At 43.8% G+C, this 21,457-nt stretch carries 14 protein-coding genes, 1 other RNA gene and 1 pseudogene; 8 read left to right on the forward strand and 8 right to left on the reverse strand.

All coding sequences use genetic code 11. From position 1 onward, the window contains the following. Nucleotides 1–52: 52 nt before the first annotated feature. Both ssrA and AC0J5Y_RS08140 read right to left on the reverse strand, forming a co-directional pair. Nucleotides 53–431: a transfer-messenger RNA gene (gene ssrA / locus AC0J5Y_RS08135) on the reverse strand. Between the two features lie 85 nt (nucleotides 432–516). After that, nucleotides 517–1,188, reverse strand: coding sequence for an alpha/beta hydrolase (locus AC0J5Y_RS08140; protein ID WP_475130238.1), 672 nt, complete (start codon nucleotides 1,186–1,188; stop codon nucleotides 517–519). A gap of 158 nt (nucleotides 1,189–1,346) precedes the next feature. On the opposite strand from AC0J5Y_RS08140, the gene AC0J5Y_RS08145 reads away from it, so the two are divergent. Then, a complete protein-coding gene (locus AC0J5Y_RS08145; RefSeq protein WP_475130239.1) occupies nucleotides 1,347–2,711 on the forward strand; it encodes a glycerophosphodiester phosphodiesterase family protein in 1,365 nt (454 codons plus the stop codon). A 30-nt stretch (nucleotides 2,712–2,741) separates the two neighbouring features. On the opposite strand, the gene aroC is transcribed toward AC0J5Y_RS08145, so the two are convergent. Continuing rightward, nucleotides 2,742–3,845, reverse strand: coding sequence for a chorismate synthase (gene aroC / locus AC0J5Y_RS08150; protein ID WP_475130240.1), 1,104 nt, complete (start codon nucleotides 3,843–3,845; stop codon nucleotides 2,742–2,744). A 65-nt stretch (nucleotides 3,846–3,910) separates the two neighbouring features. Beyond that, the gene (prmB, locus tag AC0J5Y_RS08155) at nucleotides 3,911–5,083 is read right to left on the reverse strand and encodes a 50S ribosomal protein L3 N(5)-glutamine methyltransferase (protein WP_475130241.1); all 1,173 of its coding nucleotides are present in this window, start codon (nucleotides 5,081–5,083) and stop codon (nucleotides 3,911–3,913) included. 378 nt (nucleotides 5,084–5,461) lie between these two features. Here prmB and AC0J5Y_RS08160 point away from each other — a divergent pair, with 378 nt between their 5' ends. Then, nucleotides 5,462–6,883, forward strand: a complete 1,422-nt coding sequence (locus AC0J5Y_RS08160; RefSeq protein ID WP_475130242.1) for a L,D-transpeptidase family protein — start codon at nucleotides 5,462–5,464, stop codon at nucleotides 6,881–6,883. A 163-nt stretch (nucleotides 6,884–7,046) separates the two neighbouring features. Here AC0J5Y_RS08160 and AC0J5Y_RS08165 read toward each other — a convergent pair whose 3' ends face one another. After that, on the reverse strand, nucleotides 7,047–7,259 hold the full coding sequence (locus tag AC0J5Y_RS08165) for a hypothetical protein (RefSeq protein WP_475130243.1): 213 nt from the start codon (nucleotides 7,257–7,259) through the stop codon (nucleotides 7,047–7,049). Nucleotides 7,260–7,687: 428 nt separating this feature from the next. Between AC0J5Y_RS08165 and alaS the strand changes: the two genes are divergently transcribed. The 4 genes and pseudogenes from alaS to AC0J5Y_RS08185 all read left to right on the forward strand — a co-directional run bounded on the left by alaS (nucleotide 7,688) and on the right by AC0J5Y_RS08185 (nucleotide 13,035). Then, on the forward strand, nucleotides 7,688–10,360 hold the full coding sequence (gene alaS / locus AC0J5Y_RS08170) for an alanine--tRNA ligase (RefSeq protein ID WP_475130244.1): 2,673 nt from the start codon (nucleotides 7,688–7,690) through the stop codon (nucleotides 10,358–10,360). A 309-nt stretch (nucleotides 10,361–10,669) separates the two neighbouring features. Further along, nucleotides 10,670–11,956, forward strand: a complete 1,287-nt coding sequence (locus AC0J5Y_RS08175; RefSeq protein ID WP_475130245.1) for an aspartate kinase — start codon at nucleotides 10,670–10,672, stop codon at nucleotides 11,954–11,956. Between the two features lie 366 nt (nucleotides 11,957–12,322). After that, nucleotides 12,323–12,490: pseudogene (gene csrA, locus AC0J5Y_RS08180) on the forward strand (carbon storage regulator CsrA); the annotation flags it as partial. A 170-nt stretch (nucleotides 12,491–12,660) separates the two neighbouring features. Beyond that, nucleotides 12,661–13,035, forward strand: coding sequence for a HopJ type III effector protein (locus AC0J5Y_RS08185; protein ID WP_475130246.1), 375 nt, complete (start codon nucleotides 12,661–12,663; stop codon nucleotides 13,033–13,035). A gap of 92 nt (nucleotides 13,036–13,127) precedes the next feature. Here the strand turns inward: AC0J5Y_RS08185 and AC0J5Y_RS08190 are convergent, their stop codons facing one another. Continuing rightward, complete coding sequence (locus AC0J5Y_RS08190; RefSeq protein WP_011513968.1) at nucleotides 13,128–13,439, reverse strand: YeaC family protein; 312 nt, start codon at nucleotides 13,437–13,439, stop codon at nucleotides 13,128–13,130. Between the two features lie 55 nt (nucleotides 13,440–13,494). After that, nucleotides 13,495–14,403: an NAD(+) kinase gene (locus AC0J5Y_RS08195; protein ID WP_475132129.1), complete on the reverse strand. Its 909-nt coding sequence runs from the start codon at nucleotides 14,401–14,403 to the stop codon at nucleotides 13,495–13,497. Nucleotides 14,404–14,797: 394 nt separating this feature from the next. On the opposite strand from AC0J5Y_RS08195, the gene AC0J5Y_RS08200 reads away from it, so the two are divergent. Continuing rightward, a complete protein-coding gene (locus tag AC0J5Y_RS08200) occupies nucleotides 14,798–15,520 on the forward strand; it encodes a Bax inhibitor-1/YccA family membrane protein (protein ID WP_133104482.1) in 723 nt (240 codons plus the stop codon). 110 nt (nucleotides 15,521–15,630) lie between these two features. On the opposite strand, the gene AC0J5Y_RS08205 is transcribed toward AC0J5Y_RS08200, so the two are convergent. Further along, a complete protein-coding gene (locus AC0J5Y_RS08205) occupies nucleotides 15,631–18,492 on the reverse strand; it encodes a heavy metal translocating P-type ATPase (protein WP_475130247.1) in 2,862 nt (953 codons plus the stop codon). 415 nt (nucleotides 18,493–18,907) lie between these two features. Here AC0J5Y_RS08205 and mrcB point away from each other — a divergent pair, with 415 nt between their 5' ends. Next, on the forward strand, nucleotides 18,908–21,391 hold the full coding sequence (gene mrcB / locus AC0J5Y_RS08210; RefSeq protein ID WP_475130248.1) for a penicillin-binding protein 1B: 2,484 nt from the start codon (nucleotides 18,908–18,910) through the stop codon (nucleotides 21,389–21,391). Nucleotides 21,392–21,457 lie beyond the last annotated feature (66 nt).

A 21,457-nucleotide genomic window follows, 5' to 3' on the forward strand; every position in this document is an offset into this window, starting at 1 on the left:
CGCCCAAAATAAAGGGCTGACTGTCATAGACGGTCAGCCCTTTATCGTTGTTTGGTGGAGATGGCGGGAGTTGAACCCGCGTCCGCCAGCATTACGCTCATGAATCTACATGTTTAGTTTCTGTCTTTAATTTTAGTCTGCACCGATCCGACAGTCAGGATGGATTAGCCGATTCTCTACTTTTAAACCCAAGCGATTGAGACAATCACTTGTGGCGCTTCTACATGCGGACGCTTCAACTTAGTTGACCAACTGTAGATGATCAGCAACTTAGTAAGCAGGGTCTAAACCAAGTAAACTGGGTTTAAGCTGCTAGAGCGTAATTTTCGTCGTTTGCGACTATAACAATATATGTTTGATTAACGAGAGGACATATACTCTCGACATGCATCATTGAGTTTCATCACCAGCGTCGAAGCCAGAACATCCCCAATAAGGTCGATGATTATATAGCATATATACGGCTGCTTGCAACTGATTAAAGCTCTGTATTACATTACGTTACAGCTTAACCATCTAAGCCAGTATGGTATTTAACCATTTACCGATATTTTGAATCTGCGGCATACATACCTGATGTGCCATAGGATAGGTATGATAAGCAACACTATATCCTTTCTCTGATAATAACTGCTTTGCTTGTTCGCCTAATATAACTGGAACAACTGGATCATGAGACCCATGCTCGATCAGAATTGGCATATCTATGTTGACAGCGCTATAGCGAACACTGCCATTGGTTGCAAAGTAGGTAGAAAGCGCCATCAAGCCAGCCAAGCGCTGTGGGTAACTGAGTGCCACATGATAAGCCACTGCCCCGCCCTGCGAAAATCCTGCAATCACAATATGCTCAGGTTTCACACCGCGCTCAATCTCACGAGCAATCAAGTCATGGATTTGCTGTGCGGACTCTTCAATCTGCGCAATATCAACTTTGCGCTCAAGGCTCATCTCCAAGATGTCATACCATGCAGGCATGACCATACCGCCATTGACCGTCACTGGGCGGTTGGGTGCATGCGGAAAGATAAAACGCACTGCCATTTCATCCGCTAATCCGAGCTGCGGCACTACCGGCTCAAAGTCATGACCGCTAGCGCCCAAACCATGCAGCCAAATCACGGATCGATTAATCGCTTTGTTTGCAGGATTGTGTTCGACAATAACGCTATCTAAATAGTTATTCATTAATTATCCTATGAGAGTCAAAAATTTAAACAAAATTAATATTACAAAATTACTTTGGTTGTCATCATTCCTTAAACATAACTCTATAGTTTAGGAATTAAGTCAGTAACCATAAAATTAGTAATGATGATTTATGCACATTTTTGAGGGTAGTTTACATGACAATTTCAAAAAATTCAGCGAATGAGCGGGCGCAGCTGCATAACGCAGTGCTGAATAGACTCAGACGCCAAGGTTTTACTTTACCTTTAGCAATTATCAGCGCTTTTTTATTAATAGGCTGTAATGAAGATGACGGTTCATCAGCGGTCGTACCACCTACTCTACCGCCAACGATTGAACCTATACAGTCGCTAGCTTATACCTATGGCGTTCGACCATTTTATCTGATCAACGATATGGATGAAAGCCCGCTAAAAGATGAGTTACTGGCATGTAAGGGTCAAACACCTAGCAAGACAGATTTCTCTATCGCCCATCGCGGCGCGCCTCTACAATTTCCTGAGCATACTTATGACAGTTACATAGCCTCAGCACAGATGGGTGCAGGCATTTTAGAGTGTGATGTGGCCTTCACTAATGACGGTGAGCTGGTATGTCGCCATGCCCAAAACGATTTGCATACCACGACCAATATTGTCGCCACGCCATTAGCGAATCAATGTAGTGTCCCACCTATAATGGATGCGAATGGAACTCTCACCAATGCCGCCGATATTGAATGTCGAACTTCAGATATTAGCGTTAGGGATTTTAAAAGCTTAACGGGAAAAATGGACGCCGCTAATCCAAAAGCAACCAGTATTAGTGCCTACATGAATGCGACTGCACCATGGCGAACGGATTTGTATTCGCAAAATGGTGAGGTATTGACATTAAAAGAGCATATCGCACTTGCCAGTAGCTTGGGCATGAAGCATACACCTGAGCTCAAAGAACCTGTGGTTACTATGCCATTTAATGGATATAGTTTAGATACTTATCGTCAACAACTGATTGATACTTATAAAGTGGCAGGCGTGCCCGCCAGCGATGTATACCCGCAGTCGTTTAATCTTGCAGATATTGATTATTGGATGAATACCGAACCGAACTATGCCGCCAATGCCGTCTATCTCATCGATGATAGCAACGAGAGCGCGGCGGGTAAAATATTTGATAAAAACGACCCATCAACGTGGGAACATTCACTGGCTGAGCTGAAAGCGCGCGGCGTTAATATCATTGCCCCTGCAACTTGGCTATTGGTCACCAGCGATGGTAATGGCAAGCTGCTACCGTCGGCATATGCCTTACAAGCCAAAGCCAATGGCCTGGACATTCTCACGTGGTCGCTTGAACGGTCAGGGCCATTAAAAAATGGTGGTGGCTGGTATTATAGTGGGCTTAGCGACGCTATTAATAACGATGGTGACATCATGAATATCATTGATGTGCTGGCGCAAGAAGTTGGGGTTAAAGGCATCTTCTCAGATTGGCCAGCAGCGGTCAGTTACTATGCCAACTGTAAAGGGTTGAAGTAATATAGCAATCCTACTTATAACGTAAAGACATTAAGTAATGGATTGAACTGGTTGTTTAATATCTGCGTTTTGACCACGATGACGCAGATAATGATCCAGTAACACAATCGCTAACATGGCTTCAGCAATGGGCGTTGCACGTACACCAACGCAAGGATCATGACGACCTTTGGTCAGCATCTCAATCGCTTCCCTCTCTGTATTGATACTCTTGCCAGCCGTAGTAATGCTAGAGGTTGGCTTCAGGGCAATACTGACACGGATATCTTGTCCTGATGAGATACCACCCAAGATGCCGCCTGCATGATTGGCAGTAAAACCATCGGGTGTCATTTCATCACGAGAACTATGCCCAAATTGTGCTGCCACTGCCATACCGTCACCAATCTCAACACCTTTAACGGCATTGATACTCATCATGGCATGGGCAATATCGGCATCTAAACGGTCAAATACCGGCTCACCAAGTCCAACTGGTACGCCGCTTGCAATAATCTCAAGACGGGCACCACAGCTCGTACCTTCACGGCGCAAGCTATCTATCAAGGTCTCAAAGCGACTGACAGCATCGGCGTCTGCGCAAAAGAAGGGATTGCTATTGACAAAATCCCAGTCGATTGTGCTTGGGTCTACAACCTTACTATACTCATGACCAATTTGGGTAACATGGCCGCGAATTTGTACACCTAAACGCTCCAGCAAATATTTCTTGGCAATAGCACCAGCAGCGACACGCATGGCAGTCTCACGCGCCGATGATCGACCACCGCCACGATAGTCACGAAAGCCATACTTCATACTATAAGTATAATCGGCATGGCCGGGGCGAAAAGTATCTTTAATTTCACCATAGTCTTTAGATTTTTGATTAGTATTACGAATCAGTAAGCCGATAGAAGTACCTGTCGTTTTACCTTCAAAAACGCCAGAGATAATCTCGACTTCATCAGATTCACGGCGCTGGGTCGAGTACTTAGAAGTACCCGGTTTACGGCGATCTAAATCTACTTGCAAGTCGACTTCGGATAAGGCTAAACCTGGTGGCACGCCATCGACGATTGCCAACAAACCTGCGCCATGCGACTCACCGCAGGTGGTGACGGTAAAGACCTGCCCAATACTGTTGCCTGCCATATTTATCCTTAAACAAATGAAGTCGATTTTTGACTGTTTTAATTATAGTATCAATCTTGATTGATTTATCGATTGCTATCTAGTAACTGTACATAATTGGCGAATAATGAGCGATAGCTCATAAGCTCATCATAGGTAATCGCAAAGATGCCATGACCGCCATGAGCAAACCTTAACCAATCAAACTGAATCTCAGGATAAGCTTGTTTTAACGCCCACTCGCTATCGCCCACTTCACAGACTAGCAAACCTTCTGGGCTAAGATAATCTGGCGCTTCAAACAAGATACGATGTACCAAGTCCAAACCATCTTGACCAGCAGCTAGTGCATGCTCAGGCTCATACAAAAACTCTGGTGGCAAGTCTGCCATGATGGCGGCATCGACATATGGAGGATTGGTTACGATCAGCTCATATTGATGTTCAGCCGGAATCTTAGCAAATAAATCTGACTCAATCACATTGACTTGATGACCAAGGTCATGATGATCGACGTTGACCATCGCGACTTCTAGTGCGCCTTTATCAATATCTACGGCATCAACCAAAGCATCGACAAAACGAGTCGCCAGCGCAATAGCAATACAACCAGAACCGGTACATAAATCTAAAATACGCTCAGGCTGTGATAGCTGTTTAATTTCTAAGCCATGATCATAAAAAGCCGGCGCTTGATTATTGACACTTACGCCTATTGGTTTTGCCAGCTCGCTCACTTCAAAATATGGATGGAACTGCTGACGAATCAATTCAGCAATAGGTGAGCGAGGAATCAATACGCGCTCATCGACATAGAACGGCAAATCACAGAAATAAGACAGATTAATCAAATAGCTTAATGGCTTACGCTCAGCGATACGCTCTTCTAACAAGCTTAGAACCAATTGCTTCTCTGAGGTGGTCAAACGACAGTCCAGAATCTGATCATTGGCGGACCAATCCAAAGACAAAGAATGCAATACAATCGCAGATGCTTCGGCAAACTCATCGGTGGTGCCTTGGGCGACAACCACATCATAGTTACGTAATTGCGTCACTGAAAAACGAATAAAGTCACGAATAGTGACCAGTTGCTCACGTGCCTCTTCAAGCTCCGCACGCAAAGTCGCAAATTCATCGTGCTCACCGACCAGCCCTGTCTCTAAATCGTATTCCATATCATCATTGATACCTTGTGAATCATCATTAAAGTATTGATTTTGAAATTCTTCTGCGCTCATTACTTGGTCTTCTGACATATCGCACCTTGCTGATTACATGCTCACTGACTACATGCGGATGGGTTAAATCGCTTTCAATGATTTCACTGAACAGCCAATTTCTTAAATAAAAATCTCGTTCCACATTATAGACGGAAACAAGATGATGCGCCAATGACTGTATTTTTTTACTTCAACAAAATCTCCAGCAGTATTTACAATTAAGTCGCCCATGGCTTTAAAAGAACGGTTTAAAAAGGAGATTTAGTATAGCCATCTATCATTATCTTAAAACTCATAACGTATTGTGGTAACTGTTAATTGAGTGGAAAAGGCAGCCCTAGCCTGACTCAACTCTTGCTTAATTGTAGTGAATACGTCAACTGTTGACGTTTGGCAAGTCTTAAACGAAAAAATATGTGTCAAAAGTTTGCGAAGCATCCAAATTATGCGCATAATAGCCTTATTAGCAGCCACCACAAGTATATAAATATGATGAAAATAAAACCTCTTATCACCGCTATATCTATCGCTGTTGTTAGTATGAGTGCGATTGCTGCACCTGCTGATGGTGCACGCACTTTACCTGTACGCACAGCTGACTCGCTTCCTAATATTGCGAAAAAAGTCAGTTTGAATGTGCAAGAAAGTCGCAGTAGCTCAGTTGACTCTAGTACGACCGTAAAGCTAGATACGAGTAAAGCCAAATCAGCGGACCGTATGACCCAGCTGATTGATGCCAAGCAGGACGCTGAAGTGAAAGCATCGGTCGCGGTTACCGCTGACAATATGACCGTAGAGGAATTGACTCGTAAGGATGAGCAATCAGACAGTGACGATATTAGCGAAGGTCAAGCGGTATCAGCACCTAGCTCTGCCATGGCTGATAGTGCAACGGATACTTCTATCAAAAGTATCGCTGATGTTGATGGTAAAAAACATACCACGCTGAATTTGTCTAATTATGCCAAACAAGTAAACGGTGCCACATGGACACCGAGTATGAAAGTTAATTCAGCTATGACTATCAAAATGCAGGCGCTGCTTGACTGGAATCATGCGTCTCCGGGCGCTATTGATGGCGGCTGGGGTATGAACAGTAAAAAAGCACTGATCAACTTCCAAACCATGAAAGGCTTGCCAGCAACGGGTAAAATGGATCAAAAAACCTGGGACGCTTTGACTAAAAACATACCAGCCAACAAGCCAGTGTTAGTAACTTATACCATCACCGAAGATGATGTGAATACTAATTTTGCTACTACGCCTGCAGACTCAGAAGCCAAGTCAAAAATGAAGGGCTTGTATTATCAAGACATCAAGGAGATGTTTGGTGAGCGCTTCCATATGGATGTGCGTTATTTAGACAAGCTTAATAAAAACAAACAATATAAAGCTGGTGAAACCATTACGGTGTTGAATACCCGTGCACCGCTTAAGCAGCGTATTAATCGTATCGTTGCGAACAAAGCTGATAAGACATTATATGCTTATAACAATGATAAGCTGGTTGCCACCTATCCAACTACCATAGGAAGTGACGCCACGCCATCACCACAAGGCACGTTTAAAATCATTAATAAGGTTAAAATGCCATGGTACAAAGCGACCGTCGGTGAAGGCGCGAATAAAAAAATACATATGTTACCACCAGGACCGAACAGTCCCGTAGGTGTCGTATGGATGGGCTTATCTAAACCTTCTTATGGTATACATGGTTCACCTAAGCCTGAAGGCATCAGCCGCCAAGCATCAGCGGGCTGTGTGCGCTTGACCAACTGGGACGTTTTAGAGGTTTATGCCAATATCGAAAATGGCGCAACCGTTGAGCTGAAATAGTTCAATGTATAGTACTTAATAAAAAAGACCTTGATCATCGTATCAAGGTCTTTTTTTATTAAAGTCCGAAAGATTCAGTACCAAAGTTTTCAACGAAAAAATAAATTGACTAGCATATGTAAAATGCTCGATTACATGATACTACGATCTTTTTCACCACGAACTATGCTTTATAACCCTCCTCATTACCTGTAATGCTGCCAATTTTTTTGGTTAAAAATAATGCTGCGGGAATAGAAACTAAGAAACCGATAGCGACTGCTATTTGGATATGTGGGATTTCATTAAATCCTGTGACCAAAGCACCGATAATAAAGAGACCGATGATGACAGTTGCTGCCATTGAAGAAACAACAGAAAAAAGTGGCCAGTTCATAACTTATTCCTTACTTTTATTGTGGGTATAACCACTTTATACACTATATCCATATTAATAGTAAGTCTTTTATTTTTTATGCTTAGCTCAATGATAGTAGGTAGTCACTATCTATAACCTTATTAACAGTATTGATTTATACTATGTGTTTTTACTAATATCAAACCGCCTGTTATTTAAGATTTTCCATTCTTTGTACTGACCTAATTTTATTCAGGAAGACCTATGGTTAGGTGCTTGTTTATCCTTACTATTGAAATATTCGACTGACAGTCAAAATAAAATTGTCTGGTTTACAATAAGAAATGAGTCGACTTCACCATGTATTTACTTAGGAATCTTCAACACCTTTGGCACGTTTGTGCTAAAATCGCTTGCAAAATTATTTTACTTATTCTACTAAATACATCCGTCAGTAAGGAGCCGCTGTGAGCCAGCCATTTCGCTCAGCCGATATTCGTCAAGCTTTTATCGATTTTTTCATAAGCAAGCAGCATACCCCCGTCGCCTCATCGAGTTTGATTCCGCACAATGACCCGACATTGCTATTTACCAATGCCGGTATGAATCAGTTTAAAGAGACCTTTTTGGGTATGGAACCACGTGACTATACGCGTGCGGTAACCTCGCAAAAGTGCGTGCGTGCTGGCGGTAAGCATAATGATTTGGATAACGTCGGCTATACGGCGCGCCATCATACGTTCTTTGAGATGCTTGGTAATTTCTCTTTTGGCGATTACTTTAAGCAAGACGGTATTGGTTATATTTGGGAATTTTTGACGTCAGATGAATGGCTTGCGATTGATAAAAACCGCTTGTATGTCACCATTTATGAGACTGATGACGAAGCTTTTGATATTTGGCATAAAGACATCGGTATTCCAAGCGAACGTATCATCCGTATTGGCGATAATAAAGGCGCGCCTTACGCCTCTGATAACTTTTGGACGATGGGTGATACTGGTCCATGTGGTCCTTGCACCGAAGTGTTTTATGACCATGGCGCAGATATCGAAGGCGGCCTGCCGGGTACGCCTGAAGAAGACGGCGACCGTTATATTGAGATTTGGAACTGCGTCTTTATGCAGTTTAACCGTCAAAAAGACGGCTCTATGCTACCGCTACCAGCACCAAGCGTCGATACTGGCATGGGTCTAGAGCGTATCAGCGCCATCATGCAAGGCGTTCATGGCAACTACGAGATAGATTTATTTGTCCACTTGATGGATGCGGCGGCTGAGATTTTAGAGATTAACAATGAACAACAATCGTCGCTAAAAGTCATCGCCGATCATATTCGCGCCGTGGCATTTTTGATCGCCGATGGTGTCACGCCAAGTAACGAAGGCCGTGGCTATGTACTGCGCCGTGTTATCCGCCGTGCGGTACGTCATGGTAATAAGCTTGGCGCAGACAGTGATTTCTTTTATAAAATGGTCGCGCCACTGGTTGCTGAAATGGGCACCGCCTATCCAGAACTAGCAGATAAGCAAAGCGTCATAGAAAACGCCATTCAAAAAGAAGAAGCGCAATTTGCTAAAACTCTAGCGCAAGGTTTGCGTTTACTTGCCAGCGAGCTTGAAGGCCTAAAAGAAGGCGACACGCTCTCTGGTGAAGCCGCCTTTAAACTGTACGATACTTACGGCTTCCCGCTTGATCTGACTGCTGATATCACACGCGAACGTGGTATCGTAATTAATGAAGCTGAGTTTGATGAACATATGCAAGCACAGCGTGAACGTGCGCGTGATGCGGGCAAATTTGACGTTGATTATAGTAGTGTCATTCAAGTAGAGAACCCAACCACCTTTATCGGTTATGAGCAGCTTGAAGAAGAAGGCGTAACGATTGATGCGCTGTATCAAGATGGCAACCCAGCCGATAGCTTGGCTGAGGGCATGGAAGGCGTGGTTGTCCTTGACCGTACACCGTTTTATGCTGAAGGTGGTGGTCAAGTTGGTGAGCTGGGTGAAATCCGCAGCGCAACCGGCGTTTTTGAAGTCCAAGATACCAAAAAATCTGGTCAAGCCATTATCCATTATGGCGTTGTAACCATGGGCGAAATTAACGCTCAGCAGACAGCAGATGCACAAGTATTATCGAGCATCCGCGTCGCTAGTGCCAAAAACCACTCTGCCACGCATCTCTTACATGCTGCATTAAGAGAAGTATTGGGTGATGAGGTTACGCAAAAAGGCTCGCTAGTTTCAAGCGACGTCTTGCGTTTTGACTTTTCCTATGACAAACCGGTTAGTGCCGTTGAAATTATGCGTATTGAGCGCTTGGTCAATGAGCAAATTCAAGCCAATACGCCTGCTCGTATCCAAAACATGTCTATTGATGAAGCCATGAAACAAGGTGCCATGGCGCTGTTTGGTGAAAAATATGGTAGTGACGTTCGTGTCCTAACCATGGGCACCGACAGTATCGTTGATGGTCAGCGCAAGCCTTTCTCTATTGAGCTATGTGGCGGTTTACATGTAAAGCATACCGGTGATATTGGTGTGTTAAAAATTACTAACGAATCCGGCATTGCTGCGGGTATCCGCCGTATTGAAGCCGTCACTGGCATGAATGCGATTAAAAACATTCAACAAAGCGAGCAACAGCTCAGCGAGCTTGCCAGTCAGCTGAAAGTTAAGCGTCCAGAAGTTGCACAGCGCGTGCGTACCATGGCAGATAAGCAGCGTGATTTAGAGAAGCAGCTCGAGCGTTTAGAGCAAAAAATCGCCAGCGCCCAAGCAGCCAACTTGCTTGATGACGTGCAAACCATCGCTGGTACCCCAGTACTTGTTAGCACATTAAGCGATGTCGATGGTAAATCTATCCGTACGTTAATGGACGATATCAAGTCCAAACTGCCTGATAGCGTGATTGTATTGATTGGTGATAAAGATGAGCAGTTGGCACTAGCCGCAAGTGTGGCAAAGTCTGTAACTGCTAAAGTAAAAGCCGGTGACATCATTCGTCATCTAGCAGGTGAGCTTGGCGGTAAAGGTGGCGGTAAACCTGACTATGCCCAAGGCGGCGCGCCAAAAGCTGCCAATACTAGCACGGTTATCAACGCACTACCTGCCTGGATTGCAGACCAGCTTGGTTAAGTATTAAGATAGATCAACAGATGTTTGGTTATAAGCATTATAACCAATCGCCATGTATCTAATGCCTACTGATACTTAAAGTTATGGCTCGAATATGATATAAAGGTCAACGCTTAGACTTATTTTAGCGTATGAAGTCTATTGGCATAATAAGACAGTAAACCATCGAAAAGTAAAACAAAGGGCGCAGTTCTTATAATCTGGCTTTATCGTTATTAAAATCAATCTAGCACTTAATTTAGACAGTGCCATGACGAATTGATGTCTCTCAATAACAGATAACCATTGGTGAATAATAGGTAGATTTTTATGGCGTTAATAGTACAAAAATATGGCGGCACCTCAATGGGCAGTATCGACCGCATCAAAAACGTCGCTAAACGAGTCAAACGCTGGCATGATAATGGTCATCAAGTGGTCGTTGTCGTGTCTGCCATGAGCGGTGAAACCAACCGTTTGATTGATTTAGCACGCCAAATCAGTAGCCAGCCGGATCCTCGCGAATATGACCAAATGGTCTCAACCGGTGAGCAGGTGTCTATCTCACTGCTTGCTATGGCGATTAAAGAGTTAGGTATCGGTGCACGTTCATTTACCGGTCGTCAAGTCGTCATTAAAACCGATAATGCTTACAATAAAGCGCGTATCGAAAGTATCGATGACAAAAACATCCGTGAGCAGCTAGATGCTGGCAATGTCGTCATTGTCGCAGGCTTCCAAGGTATCGATAAAGAAGGCAATGCGACGACGTTAGGGCGCGGCGGCTCTGATACGACAGGCGTGGCGATTGCCGCGGCTTTAGGCGCTGATGAATGCCAAATCTATACTGATGTTGATGGCGTCTATACTACTGACCCACGCGTCACCTCGAAAGCCAAAAAACTTGAAAAGATTACTTTTGAAGAAATGCTTGAGATGGCAAGTCTTGGCTCTAAGATTTTACAGATTCGCTCAGTAGAATTTGCTGGCAAATACGGCGTACCGCTACGCGTATTATCCAGTTTTGATGAAAACAACGATGGTAGCTTCGACCAAGAATTTCAAGACAATGTCGGCACCCTAATTACGATAGACGAAGGAGACAGTATGGAACAAGCAATCATCTCAGGTATCGCTTTTAATCGAGACGAAGCAAAAATTGTCGTACGCGGTGTCCCTGATCACCCTGGCATTGCTTCTGCTATCCTCAGCCCTATTGGTCGCGCTAATATCGAAATTGATATGATCGTGCAAAACCTATCTACCAATGGTATGACTGATTTTACTTTTACCGTTAATCGTACGGACATGGAAAAAACCATGAAGGTACTAGAAAGCGAAGTCAAAGATGAAATCGGTGCTAAAGAAATATTGGCCAATGATGAAGTGGTTAAAGTCTCATTAGTCGGCGTTGGCATGCGCTCGCACGCAGGTGTTGCTAGCCTTATGTTCCAAACCCTTGCGGAAAACAACATCAATATTCAAATGATATCGACCAGTGAAATCAAGGTATCTGTTCTTATCCAAGAGCAGTATCTGGAAAAAGCGGTAAGATCACTGCATACGGCCTTTGGTCTTGATCGTGAAGACGGTGAAAGCAAAATCGCTGGACTATAATATCGCTTAAAACCAGCAAATATAAAAATTCAGTTTTTACAGTTTTATTCATTGGTGATTCGTTACTTTTAATAATACTTAAATTAAATAGGGTCTTTTTAGATCCTATTTTTATTTTTTATTATTGCTAGGCTAAGTATTTATCCAATAGTTTTGTGAAAAACCGTGACAGCCTCGGTTATGCCCCCTATAATGGGGCTTTCATTTGGGCTAAATGAATCTACCTATCATTGCCGTTATTGGCACAACATTTAGCATTGTGGTTATGATTAATACATTGCATGTTTGATGCTGCGGTGATGTCCTGTAATTGAGACGCAATCTGATGAGTAATAATCTGTTGATGCGACATAAGGAGTGTGACGCATGTTAATTTTGACACGCCGCGTGGGCGAAACGCTAATGATTGGCGATGAGGTCAGTGTGACTGTCCTAGGTGTCAAAGGCAATCAAGTACGTATCGGCGTTGATGCGCCAAAAGATATTGCCGTACACCGCGAAGAGATTTATCAGCGCATTCAACATGAGCGCACGGTACAGTCGCAAATGCAGCATCTTGAGCAAGGCAGCTTTGCGCCTTCATTTGATGATGAAGACTATTTTAATCGCTAACCTGTTAGCTTCATATCCAACTATCAATAATCATTAAGCTTGTATCAAGCATGCCAGTTTTGGCTTTTTAACAGCTTTGAGGTCATTTATTTATGAGTATCCGCCAATCAGATGTATCGGCTCTACTTCATGGTTTGAGTAAAAATGCCATTGGATTCAATGATGTCATCAGCTTTATTGATGATTTTTATCGCTATGCACCAGCGCCTTTTGTGAATGGCATGGTACATAATGCTGCTGGTGAAAACGAAGGCAGTGCCAAGATTTTTGGTTTTGCAAAGCATCACGGCTTAAATCAATTAGATACGCTAAAGTTGTTTGGTGAGCATTACCAAACAGTTCAAGCGACGCCTAAAGGAGTTGATCATCCCAATATTCGCAATTTTTTACATTGGGGCTGGCAAGGTTTTTTAATGGAGAAGAATCCATTAACACTGCGCCCTATCGTAGATACCAGCACGCTTTAATGGTTTATGATTGACGATTATAAAAAAGCCACACTATCATTATAGCGTGGCTTTTTTTATGCTTTTTTTTATCAGTGCATTTAAATATACGTCTATTTATCGCGAAACTTCACGGGCTGTACCGCGCCTTTCGGATTTGGCATATTGGGATAATGATGTTCATGTTCAACATCACATTCAGCGCCAACGACCGAACCATCTTCTCTGACCGGCTTATGAATATAGCCAGTTCGCTCAGCAGGCGCCAGATGTTCATGTTCCCATACCATCACGGCTTGCATACAGGTCTCGCGCTGCTCAGCAGTCAGCTTACGACCGTCTTGCCATTTGCCAAGCTCAATTGCCATACGAAATTTATCGACCACTTCAGGTGTTAGGCTTGCTAATATCGTCTGTTTGTCCATCGTGCCTACTCTCCACTACTATTTTTTATATCACATGTTTGTCTAATAAAGACGCTTATTCATCGTCCATGATATCATCATCAGCGTCGAGACTGAATTCCTCAGCATGCACATTCCAGTGTAACTTCGTTCGGCACGCTTCATAAAAGTCAAACCCTGGCGGATGTAGCAAGGTTAATTTGTCCGGATGCTTACGAATATATAGACGCTGCTCTTGTTCAAGCGGCGTGCTTGGTTTACCGTCAGCACTGACCATCGGCTGGGTGCGGTTGTCCTCGTGAATACGAATACAAATCTCGCTGGTGCCACTGACCACAATAGGGCGACTAGACAGCGTATGCGGGTGCATAGGCACCAAACATATGGCGTCCATGCTCGGATGGATGATAGGACCACCACCAGAGAGTGCATAAGCTGTCGAGCCCGTCGGTGTCGCCACAATGAGACCATCACTGTGCTGCCGATAGACATCATGCCCGTCGATTTTCATCTGAAAATCAATCATATGCACAGACTTACCAGCATGCAACACGATATCATTGAGTGCCATGTCTTCATGAATAATCTTACGACCTTCACGAATCTCCATCGTCAGTAAAAACCTGTGATCTAACTGATAATCACCCATCAGAACTTGCCGTAGTTTGAAGGCCGCTTCATCAGGTTTGACATCGGCTAAAAAACCAAGGCGACCACGGTTAACGCCTAAGACAGGCACACGATAGCGCGCTAGTGCTTCGGCAGCATGGAGTATAGAACCATCACCGCCAACCACGATGACCAAATCACAAATCTCGCCGATAAGGCTACGCTTAACGATTTTGACTCTCTCAATTTCAGTGAGATTCAGAGTTGGCAAGTTGGCGGTTTGCACATCCATAATCAACGTAAGATTCATGTCGTTAATTATTTGAGCAATCTGCCCGAGACTTTGGGTTACGCTACGCTTTCCGGCACGACCCATCAAGCCAATACGGCGAAAGGCTGGATTTTTGATAGTGTGGAACAGCTCTGATTCATGTAGGTGCGGCAATCTTGCGGACTGCGCTGAGGTTTCCATAAAACGACTCGGCATGATGGTAAATTACAGAGCAATGATAGCGAGAAATAGGCAATTAGACTAGCCTGTTTATCAATTATCGTTGTTAACGGTCGTAATTGACCCCATATAAAAGCCACAATGCGCTGTTTTGGGCGTATGTATTTAGCTATTTGATATCGCTGTGTATAGGAGTAATAATCGACTCAGTAGTTGTGCAAAGCCTTGTACACTGTCACGTAAACACCGTTGACAATAACGGCGATTTTGCTAAAGTAGCTGACATAACTATTATCTATATTTTATTGAGGACATACTTATGGCCAATCCTATTGTCAGTCGCGCAGAGCTTGCTATTGGCGGCGCTCCGATGACAGTGAAGGGCGTGATTCAAAAAACCAGCTTATTGCTTGGCTTATCGGCGATTACTGGTATTGGATTTTTCTTTTATGCGTTGATGGCAGGTTTATCACAAGGTTTTATCACGATGGCAGCCTTCGGTAGTATGTTTGCTGCTTTCGGCTTGGCGATTTTCATTACCTTTAAACCGCAAAAAGCTAAGACGCTTGCCGTCCCATATGCACTTTTGGAAGGTATATTCTTAGGTGGTATTTCCCTGTTTTTCATGAGAATGTACCCAAGTGTACCGGTCACTGCAATGTGTGCGACCTTTGTGACAGCGGCGGTTATGCTAGGGCTATATCGCTCAGGCTTGGTTAAAGTGACTGAAAAGTTCCGTTCAATCGTCACCTCAGCCTTGATCGCTATCATGCTAGTTTATGTGGCGCAGTGGGTACTTTCTTTAGCATTTGGTTCAAGCTTGCCTTTCTTGTTTGAAGGTGGGGCTATCGCTATTGGATTTAGCTTATTTGTGATTGTTATCGCCTCTTTTACGCTGTTATTAGATTTTGATAATATTGAGCGTGGTGTGGCAATGGGTGTTTCAGAAGACTACGAATGGTTATTCAGTATTGGTCTTCTTGCAACGCTAGTGTGGATGTATATCGAATTTATGCGTCTACTAAGCTACCTACAAGACTAAGCTAAATACTGTTTATCCGTTAATTAGAATAAAAAACCGTCTTTTATAAAGGCGGTTTTTTTGTGGGTAATCTTCAGAGATTTATTTAAATGAGTTTAAGCTGGTTTAAATTAAGCACGCTTTAGACGCAGGGCATTCAACACCACAAATAATGAGCTTAGTGACATGCCAATAGCAGCTAGCCAAGGTGGCACATAACCCAAAGCTGCTGGTATCAAAACACTGCCATTATAAATAAGTGCCCAGCGCAAGTTTTGTTTGATAATGCGCTCGGTTTTATCAGCGATACGTTTCGCCGCAATAATAGCTTCGATTTGTCCGTTTAAGATAATGCTATCGCTAGATACTTGCGCCAAATCTGCTGCACCGGCAATCGAGGTTGAAACGTCTGCCGCTGCCAATACTGGCGCATCGTTAATACCATCACCAACCATTAATATCACTGCACCTTGAGCTTGTAGCTGCTGAATATGATTGACTTTGTCCATTGGTGACAGACCATTATACGCAGACTGCATACCCAAATTTTCAGCCATGACCAGGGCTTGTGGACTTGGGTCACCTGTGAGCATGACAGGCTCGATACCTAGTGCTTTCAGACTATCGAGCATAGATTGAGCGCTATCACGTACCTTATCATTAAAATAAAAATATGCCAGTGCTTGCCAGCTTGCTGATTCATCCTTTTGACAAGATAAGACTACCGCTGAGCTGGCGCGCTCGGCAACCAAATCAATCCTTAAGTCGTTATCCGCATTGGCAACATTATTCATTTTGTCTAAAGCAAAATCTACATGACCAATACGATATCGCACACCATCAATCATTGCTTCAACGCCACCTGCTGGGTAATGCTGCAGCGCTTGTGTCGCTGGCAGATGCAGTTGATATGCGGCGGTCAGTAGCGCATGAGCAATAGGATGACGACTGCCCACCTCTAGCGCTGCCGCAATAGCTAATACATTGTCTCTTTGCTCATTTGCCTTTGTGATGACGCCTGTATCAGTAAGTAGCTTAATGTTTAATAAATTGGGTTTACCATAGGTCAAGGTTCCCGTTTTATCAAATGCCACATGGGTAATTTCAGCCAGCGTTTGTAGGGTATGCCCGCGCGTCGTCAAAAACCCATAACCAGCCAATCTATTGGTCGATACAGTAAGCGCAATTGGTGTCGCTAAAGACAGCGCACAAGGACACGTCGCGACCAATACCGCAACCGTTGCCCAAATCGCTTGGCTTGGATCCACGATATACCAGCCGATAAATACTAAAATAGACAACACTAAAATCCGCGCGACAAACCAACGTGCTAGCTTATCTGCTTGCTGTGCAAGTTTTGGCTTTTCACTCATTGCACGATTCATTAGCCTGTCAATCAAACCGATTTGGCTGTCTTCTGGCAGCGCTGTGACCAACATCTCAAATGGTTGGCTATCGTTTTGCGCACCGCCAACGATATAATCGCCTTGGTTCTTGATGATTAAATCACCTTCACCTGTCAGTAGGCTTTGAGAAACTGTAGCGGTTGAGCTGAGCAAGATACCATCACTGATAATCTCAGAACCTGCCTCAACCATGACGATGTCGCCCACTTGTAGGCTATGAGCGGTCACCATCTGCTTTTCTTTTGGCTCATCGTTTGTTGAGACAGTTAATCGTTGCTGACGAGTCTGCTGCCATTCTTGAGCAATACGTGATGTCAATTGATGGACATTAGCATCCATACTTTGCGTAAAATTAGGCGTAGTACTCACTGTATTTTGACTATTTGCCTCATTACTAACTACGATCACATCCCCATTCACAGCTCCATCATCAACCTGATTAACAGACTCTTCGCTTTCTTGTTTACGCACATTTTTCTGAACGCTGTTTTGTTCTAATAGCTGCAAAATACTTGCAGCAGAGTCTTTGTCTTCAGCAATTTTCTGTACCAATACTGGCTCAATTACCACCAAATCGTTTGCCATAGTTGCCGCTTTTAAGCGAGCATTGTGCTCAATATAACGCCCTGCCAGCAAGAAGAAAATAAACATACTGACTGAGTCGTAATAGGTCTCCCCTTGTCCAGTCATAGTGGCAAATAGACTGGCGAAAAATGTGACAATCAAGGCAATACTAACGGGCACGTCCATATTGACTTGGCGAGCACGAATCGCTGACCATGCTGATGTAAAAAAAGGCAGGCCGGCATAAAAGAAAACAGGCGTACTGACAAATAGCGATACCCAACGCAAAAAATCGCGCTGAAATATCAGCATGTCGCTATATTCACCAAAATAAATAGCAACGGCATACATCATCGCCTGCATCGAACCCAAGGCTGCAATACCTAGTCGCAATAGCATCTGATTGGTGTGACGTGCCAGCATAGCCTCATGAGTATCTTGCCGATAAGGCTTGGCTTCATAACCAATTTCATTAATAACCGCCAAAATACGGCTAATCGGTAGCTTGGTCTCGTCCCAAATCACCCGCATGCGTTGATTGGTCAAATTAACCTGACATTTACTGATGCCCTCTAATTCATCAAGACGCGATTCAATCAACCACGTACAAGCGGCGCAACGCAAATTATTGACAGACAACTCTGCTACTGACATACCGTCTTGGGCGTAGACAAACTGTGATTTTATTTCATCATGATCATAAGCTTCAAGGCGGGTCATCTGAACGGGTAAGCTTGCCGTACGGTTAATCTCCGAGCGATCAAGATAATATTGCTCAAGCCCCGCTTCCACAATACTTTGTGAAGCCAATTGGCAGCCCATACAACACATCTCACGCGATTTACCTAATATATCGGTATGAAACGGCGGCTGCGGCACGGGATCACCGCAATGAAAACAATGACCCGCCAGCGGCAATACCAGCCCGTCAATAATAGAATTGTCTTGATAATGAGTATTGCTTTTTAATGACCTTGGTAATGTCGGTGATGTTGGCGGCATAGGAGATGGAATACTGGACATAATCGCACTTATTTCCTTTAGACAGAACATTGAGTAAATAGCTTTAAATCAACGCTCTCTCATCTGATCTACTCGATATGAGAAAAACATTATGTTTGATGTATATTGATTAACTGGCTGCTATATTTGGGGCTACGCGACATTGATGGTTATACTTCTTTAAAATAGTGAGTATTAATGCAAACCATTATTCTTATTCAAAATTGAGACAGTGTTACGACCATAAGAGATGGCGGATACTTTCAAATAACCATCGGCACTTTTATAAAGATTATACTATAAGCACAAGCTCTCAGCAGTATAACTCCTGAGCGCTGAGAGCAAATGAATGCCTGCGTTGATGATGATAGATTGAAAAATTTGTCAATTTGCGTCATTATGAGGCAGTTTTTCATCCCAAAATGGTGTGTCATCAGTGCAAAAATCTAATTCTAAGCAACCACAGTCCTCTAAGCCTGCTATCAACACGCTACCTTCCCAGCAGCGCGGTATGGTGTTTAGTAGTATTTTATTAATTGTTGTCATCGCTGGCATGGTGCTATTAGCACTTTACTTGGTCAAACTTGATCGCACCATTACTCACAAGTTTGAGGGTAAACGCTGGGACATTCCGGCAAAGGTTTATTCGCAGCCCCTTGAGTTATATGAAGGCGCCAATGTCGATAAAGACACCATGAAGACTTGGCTTGAATTACTCAATTATCAAAGCAACAAAGCCTATGATCGCACGGGTACGTATCATAAGTCCGGCAACACCTATTTTATTCATACGCGTGGATTTACCTATAGCGCCAATGATGTGGATCAAGAGCAAGTCATCAAAATGACCATTGCTGGTAATAAAATTGAGTCGGTACAAAGCACCATACCTGCGAAAACAGGCATTATTCGTCTTGAACCGGTGAATATCGGCGGTATTTATCCCGATAGTAATGAAGACCGTATGGTTGTCTCGTTAGATCAAGTACCGCAGCCGCTTATTGATGCGCTAATAGCGACAGAAGATCGTGGTTTTTATGAACATAAAGGGGTATCGATACGTGGTATCGCTCGTGCAGTCATCAATAACTTCTCTGGTGGATCACGTCAAGGTGGCTCGACCATCACCCAGCAGCTGATCAAAAACTTTTATCTGAATTCAGACCGCACAATGAAGCGTAAAGCCAATGAAGCCTTGATGGCTGTGCTACTTGAGCTGCATTATAGTAAAGATGAGATTTTGCAAGCATATCTCAACGAGATTTATTTGGGTCAAAACGGCAAACGCTCTATTAATGGTTTTGGGTTGGCATCACAATTTTATTTTGATAAGCCGCTCAATGAGCTGCGCCTAGATCAGCAAGCACTGCTTGTCGGTATGGCAAAAGGACCGAGCGTTTATAATCCGCGCCGCCATCCAAATGATTCAAAGGCGCGTCGCGATGTTGTGCTTAGCAATATGCTGGCCGTCGGCTCGCTCAGTCAAGAAGACTATGATAAAGCATTAAAAAACTCACTTGGGGTGGTTGATAAGCCTGTTGAAGGTAAAAGCCAATTCCCTGACTTTTTAGATATCGTCAAGCGTGAACTAAATAAAGTCTATTATTCCGATGATCTCAAAAACGAAGGTCTGATTATCATCAGTACAATGGACCCTATTGCCCAGTTGGCAGCGGACAAAGCGGTTGAGAGAGAGCTTGGTGAACTACGCCGTAGTGGTAGCAAAACCAAAGATTTACAAGGGGCGCTGGTCAGTGCCAACCCTGAGACAGGTGAGCTGGTTTCTGTTGTCGGTAGCGGCAGCGAGTTTACTGGCTTTAACCGTGCGGTCGATGCCAAACGCCAAGTAGGCTCATTATTAAAGCCGATTATTTATATGACCGCTCTCGAAAGTGGTCGCTATAATTTGGCAAGTTCGGTCGATGACTCCCCTATTACGGTCAATCTAAGCGACGGTACCGAATGGAATCCCAAAAACTATGACAATCGCGATCATGGCTACATACCATTTACCACAGCGCTGTCGCAATCGTATAACCATAGTGCCGTACGCTTAGGGATGGAGTTTGGAGTCGACACCTTTGCCAAGCAATTAAAACGTATGGGCGTTAAAGAAAAAGTACCCCCTTATCCTTCAGCATTATTGGGCTCAGTCAATCTAAGCCCGATGGACATGCTTGGGGTTTATCAAGTCTTTGCGACGGGCGGCTTCCGTACGCCTATTCACAGTATCCGTAGTGTGATTGATGATCGCGGTAGTATTTTACAGCGAACAGGCTTAAATACTCAGCGTAGTATTCCGCCTGAGACCAACTTTTTGATTAACTATGCGCTGCAAGATGTCGTCAAAAACGGTACAGCTAAACGCGTGCAATCGCTTGGTAACAATCTAAACCTTGCGGGCAAGACAGGTACTACCAATGATTACCGCGATGCGTGGTTTGCCGGTTATAGCGGCAACTATGTCAGCGTAGTTTGGGTTGGACGTGATGATAATAAACCGATTGGGCTTAGTGGCGGTAGCGGTGCTTTGCCAGTTTGGATTGATTATATGAATCGCCTAAAACTGACACCTGTTGCGCTACCAGAGCCAGAAGGCATCGAATGGCTCTGGTTAGAGAACAACTCAGGTAAGCTGTCGAATGAGCGCTGTGCCAGCGCACGCTACTTGCCTGTCATGTCAGCATATTTGCCCCAAGAGGCCAGCAGCTGTGCAATTGGCTTATACCAACAGGATCGTGCGAGCGAGCAGATGCAGTGGCAAAATCAGCAAGGCGATATCAATAAGCAGCGTCGCCGTGAAGGATTAGAGATTCCAGATGGTGAAGCTATTGATAATAACAGCGATGATGCCGAGCAAGACGGTGATACACCCAATCGTGTAGATACTTGGTATGATCGTGCTGTTGAATGGTTTTAGTGAACTGCTTCTATTTCAGTCGTGATAGCTGAAAATTTGACTTTAAAGGTTAGTAGCTGAACGATT

This window comes from Psychrobacter sp. TS_SC_6, from assembly GCF_056156305.1.

What these genes read in the sequence shown, in the direction of transcription:
- AC0J5Y_RS08140 (WP_475130238.1), bottom strand. Translation starts at nt 1,188, where the DNA reads ATGAATAACTATTTAGATAGCGTTATTGTCGAACACAATCCTGCAAAC.
- AC0J5Y_RS08145 (WP_475130239.1), top strand. Translation starts at nt 1,347, where the DNA reads ATGACAATTTCAAAAAATTCAGCGAATGAGCGGGCGCAGCTGCATAAC.
- aroC (WP_475130240.1), bottom strand. Translation starts at nt 3,845, where the DNA reads ATGGCAGGCAACAGTATTGGGCAGGTCTTTACCGTCACCACCTGCGGT.
- prmB (WP_475130241.1), bottom strand. Translation starts at nt 5,083, where the DNA reads ATGTCAGAAGACCAAGTAATGAGCGCAGAAGAATTTCAAAATCAATAC.
- AC0J5Y_RS08160 (WP_475130242.1), top strand. Translation starts at nt 5,462, where the DNA reads ATGTGTCAAAAGTTTGCGAAGCATCCAAATTATGCGCATAATAGCCTT.
- AC0J5Y_RS08165 (WP_475130243.1), bottom strand. Translation starts at nt 7,259, where the DNA reads ATGAACTGGCCACTTTTTTCTGTTGTTTCTTCAATGGCAGCAACTGTC.
- AC0J5Y_RS08175 (WP_475130245.1), top strand. Translation starts at nt 10,670, where the DNA reads ATGGCGTTAATAGTACAAAAATATGGCGGCACCTCAATGGGCAGTATC.
- AC0J5Y_RS08185 (WP_475130246.1), top strand. Translation starts at nt 12,661, where the DNA reads ATGAGTATCCGCCAATCAGATGTATCGGCTCTACTTCATGGTTTGAGT.
- AC0J5Y_RS08190 (WP_011513968.1), bottom strand. Translation starts at nt 13,439, where the DNA reads ATGGACAAACAGACGATATTAGCAAGCCTAACACCTGAAGTGGTCGAT.
- AC0J5Y_RS08195 (WP_475132129.1), bottom strand. Translation starts at nt 14,403, where the DNA reads ATGGGTCGTGCCGGAAAGCGTAGCGTAACCCAAAGTCTCGGGCAGATT.
- AC0J5Y_RS08200 (WP_133104482.1), top strand. Translation starts at nt 14,798, where the DNA reads ATGGCCAATCCTATTGTCAGTCGCGCAGAGCTTGCTATTGGCGGCGCT.
- AC0J5Y_RS08205 (WP_475130247.1), bottom strand. Translation starts at nt 18,492, where the DNA reads ATGTCCAGTATTCCATCTCCTATGCCGCCAACATCACCGACATTACCA.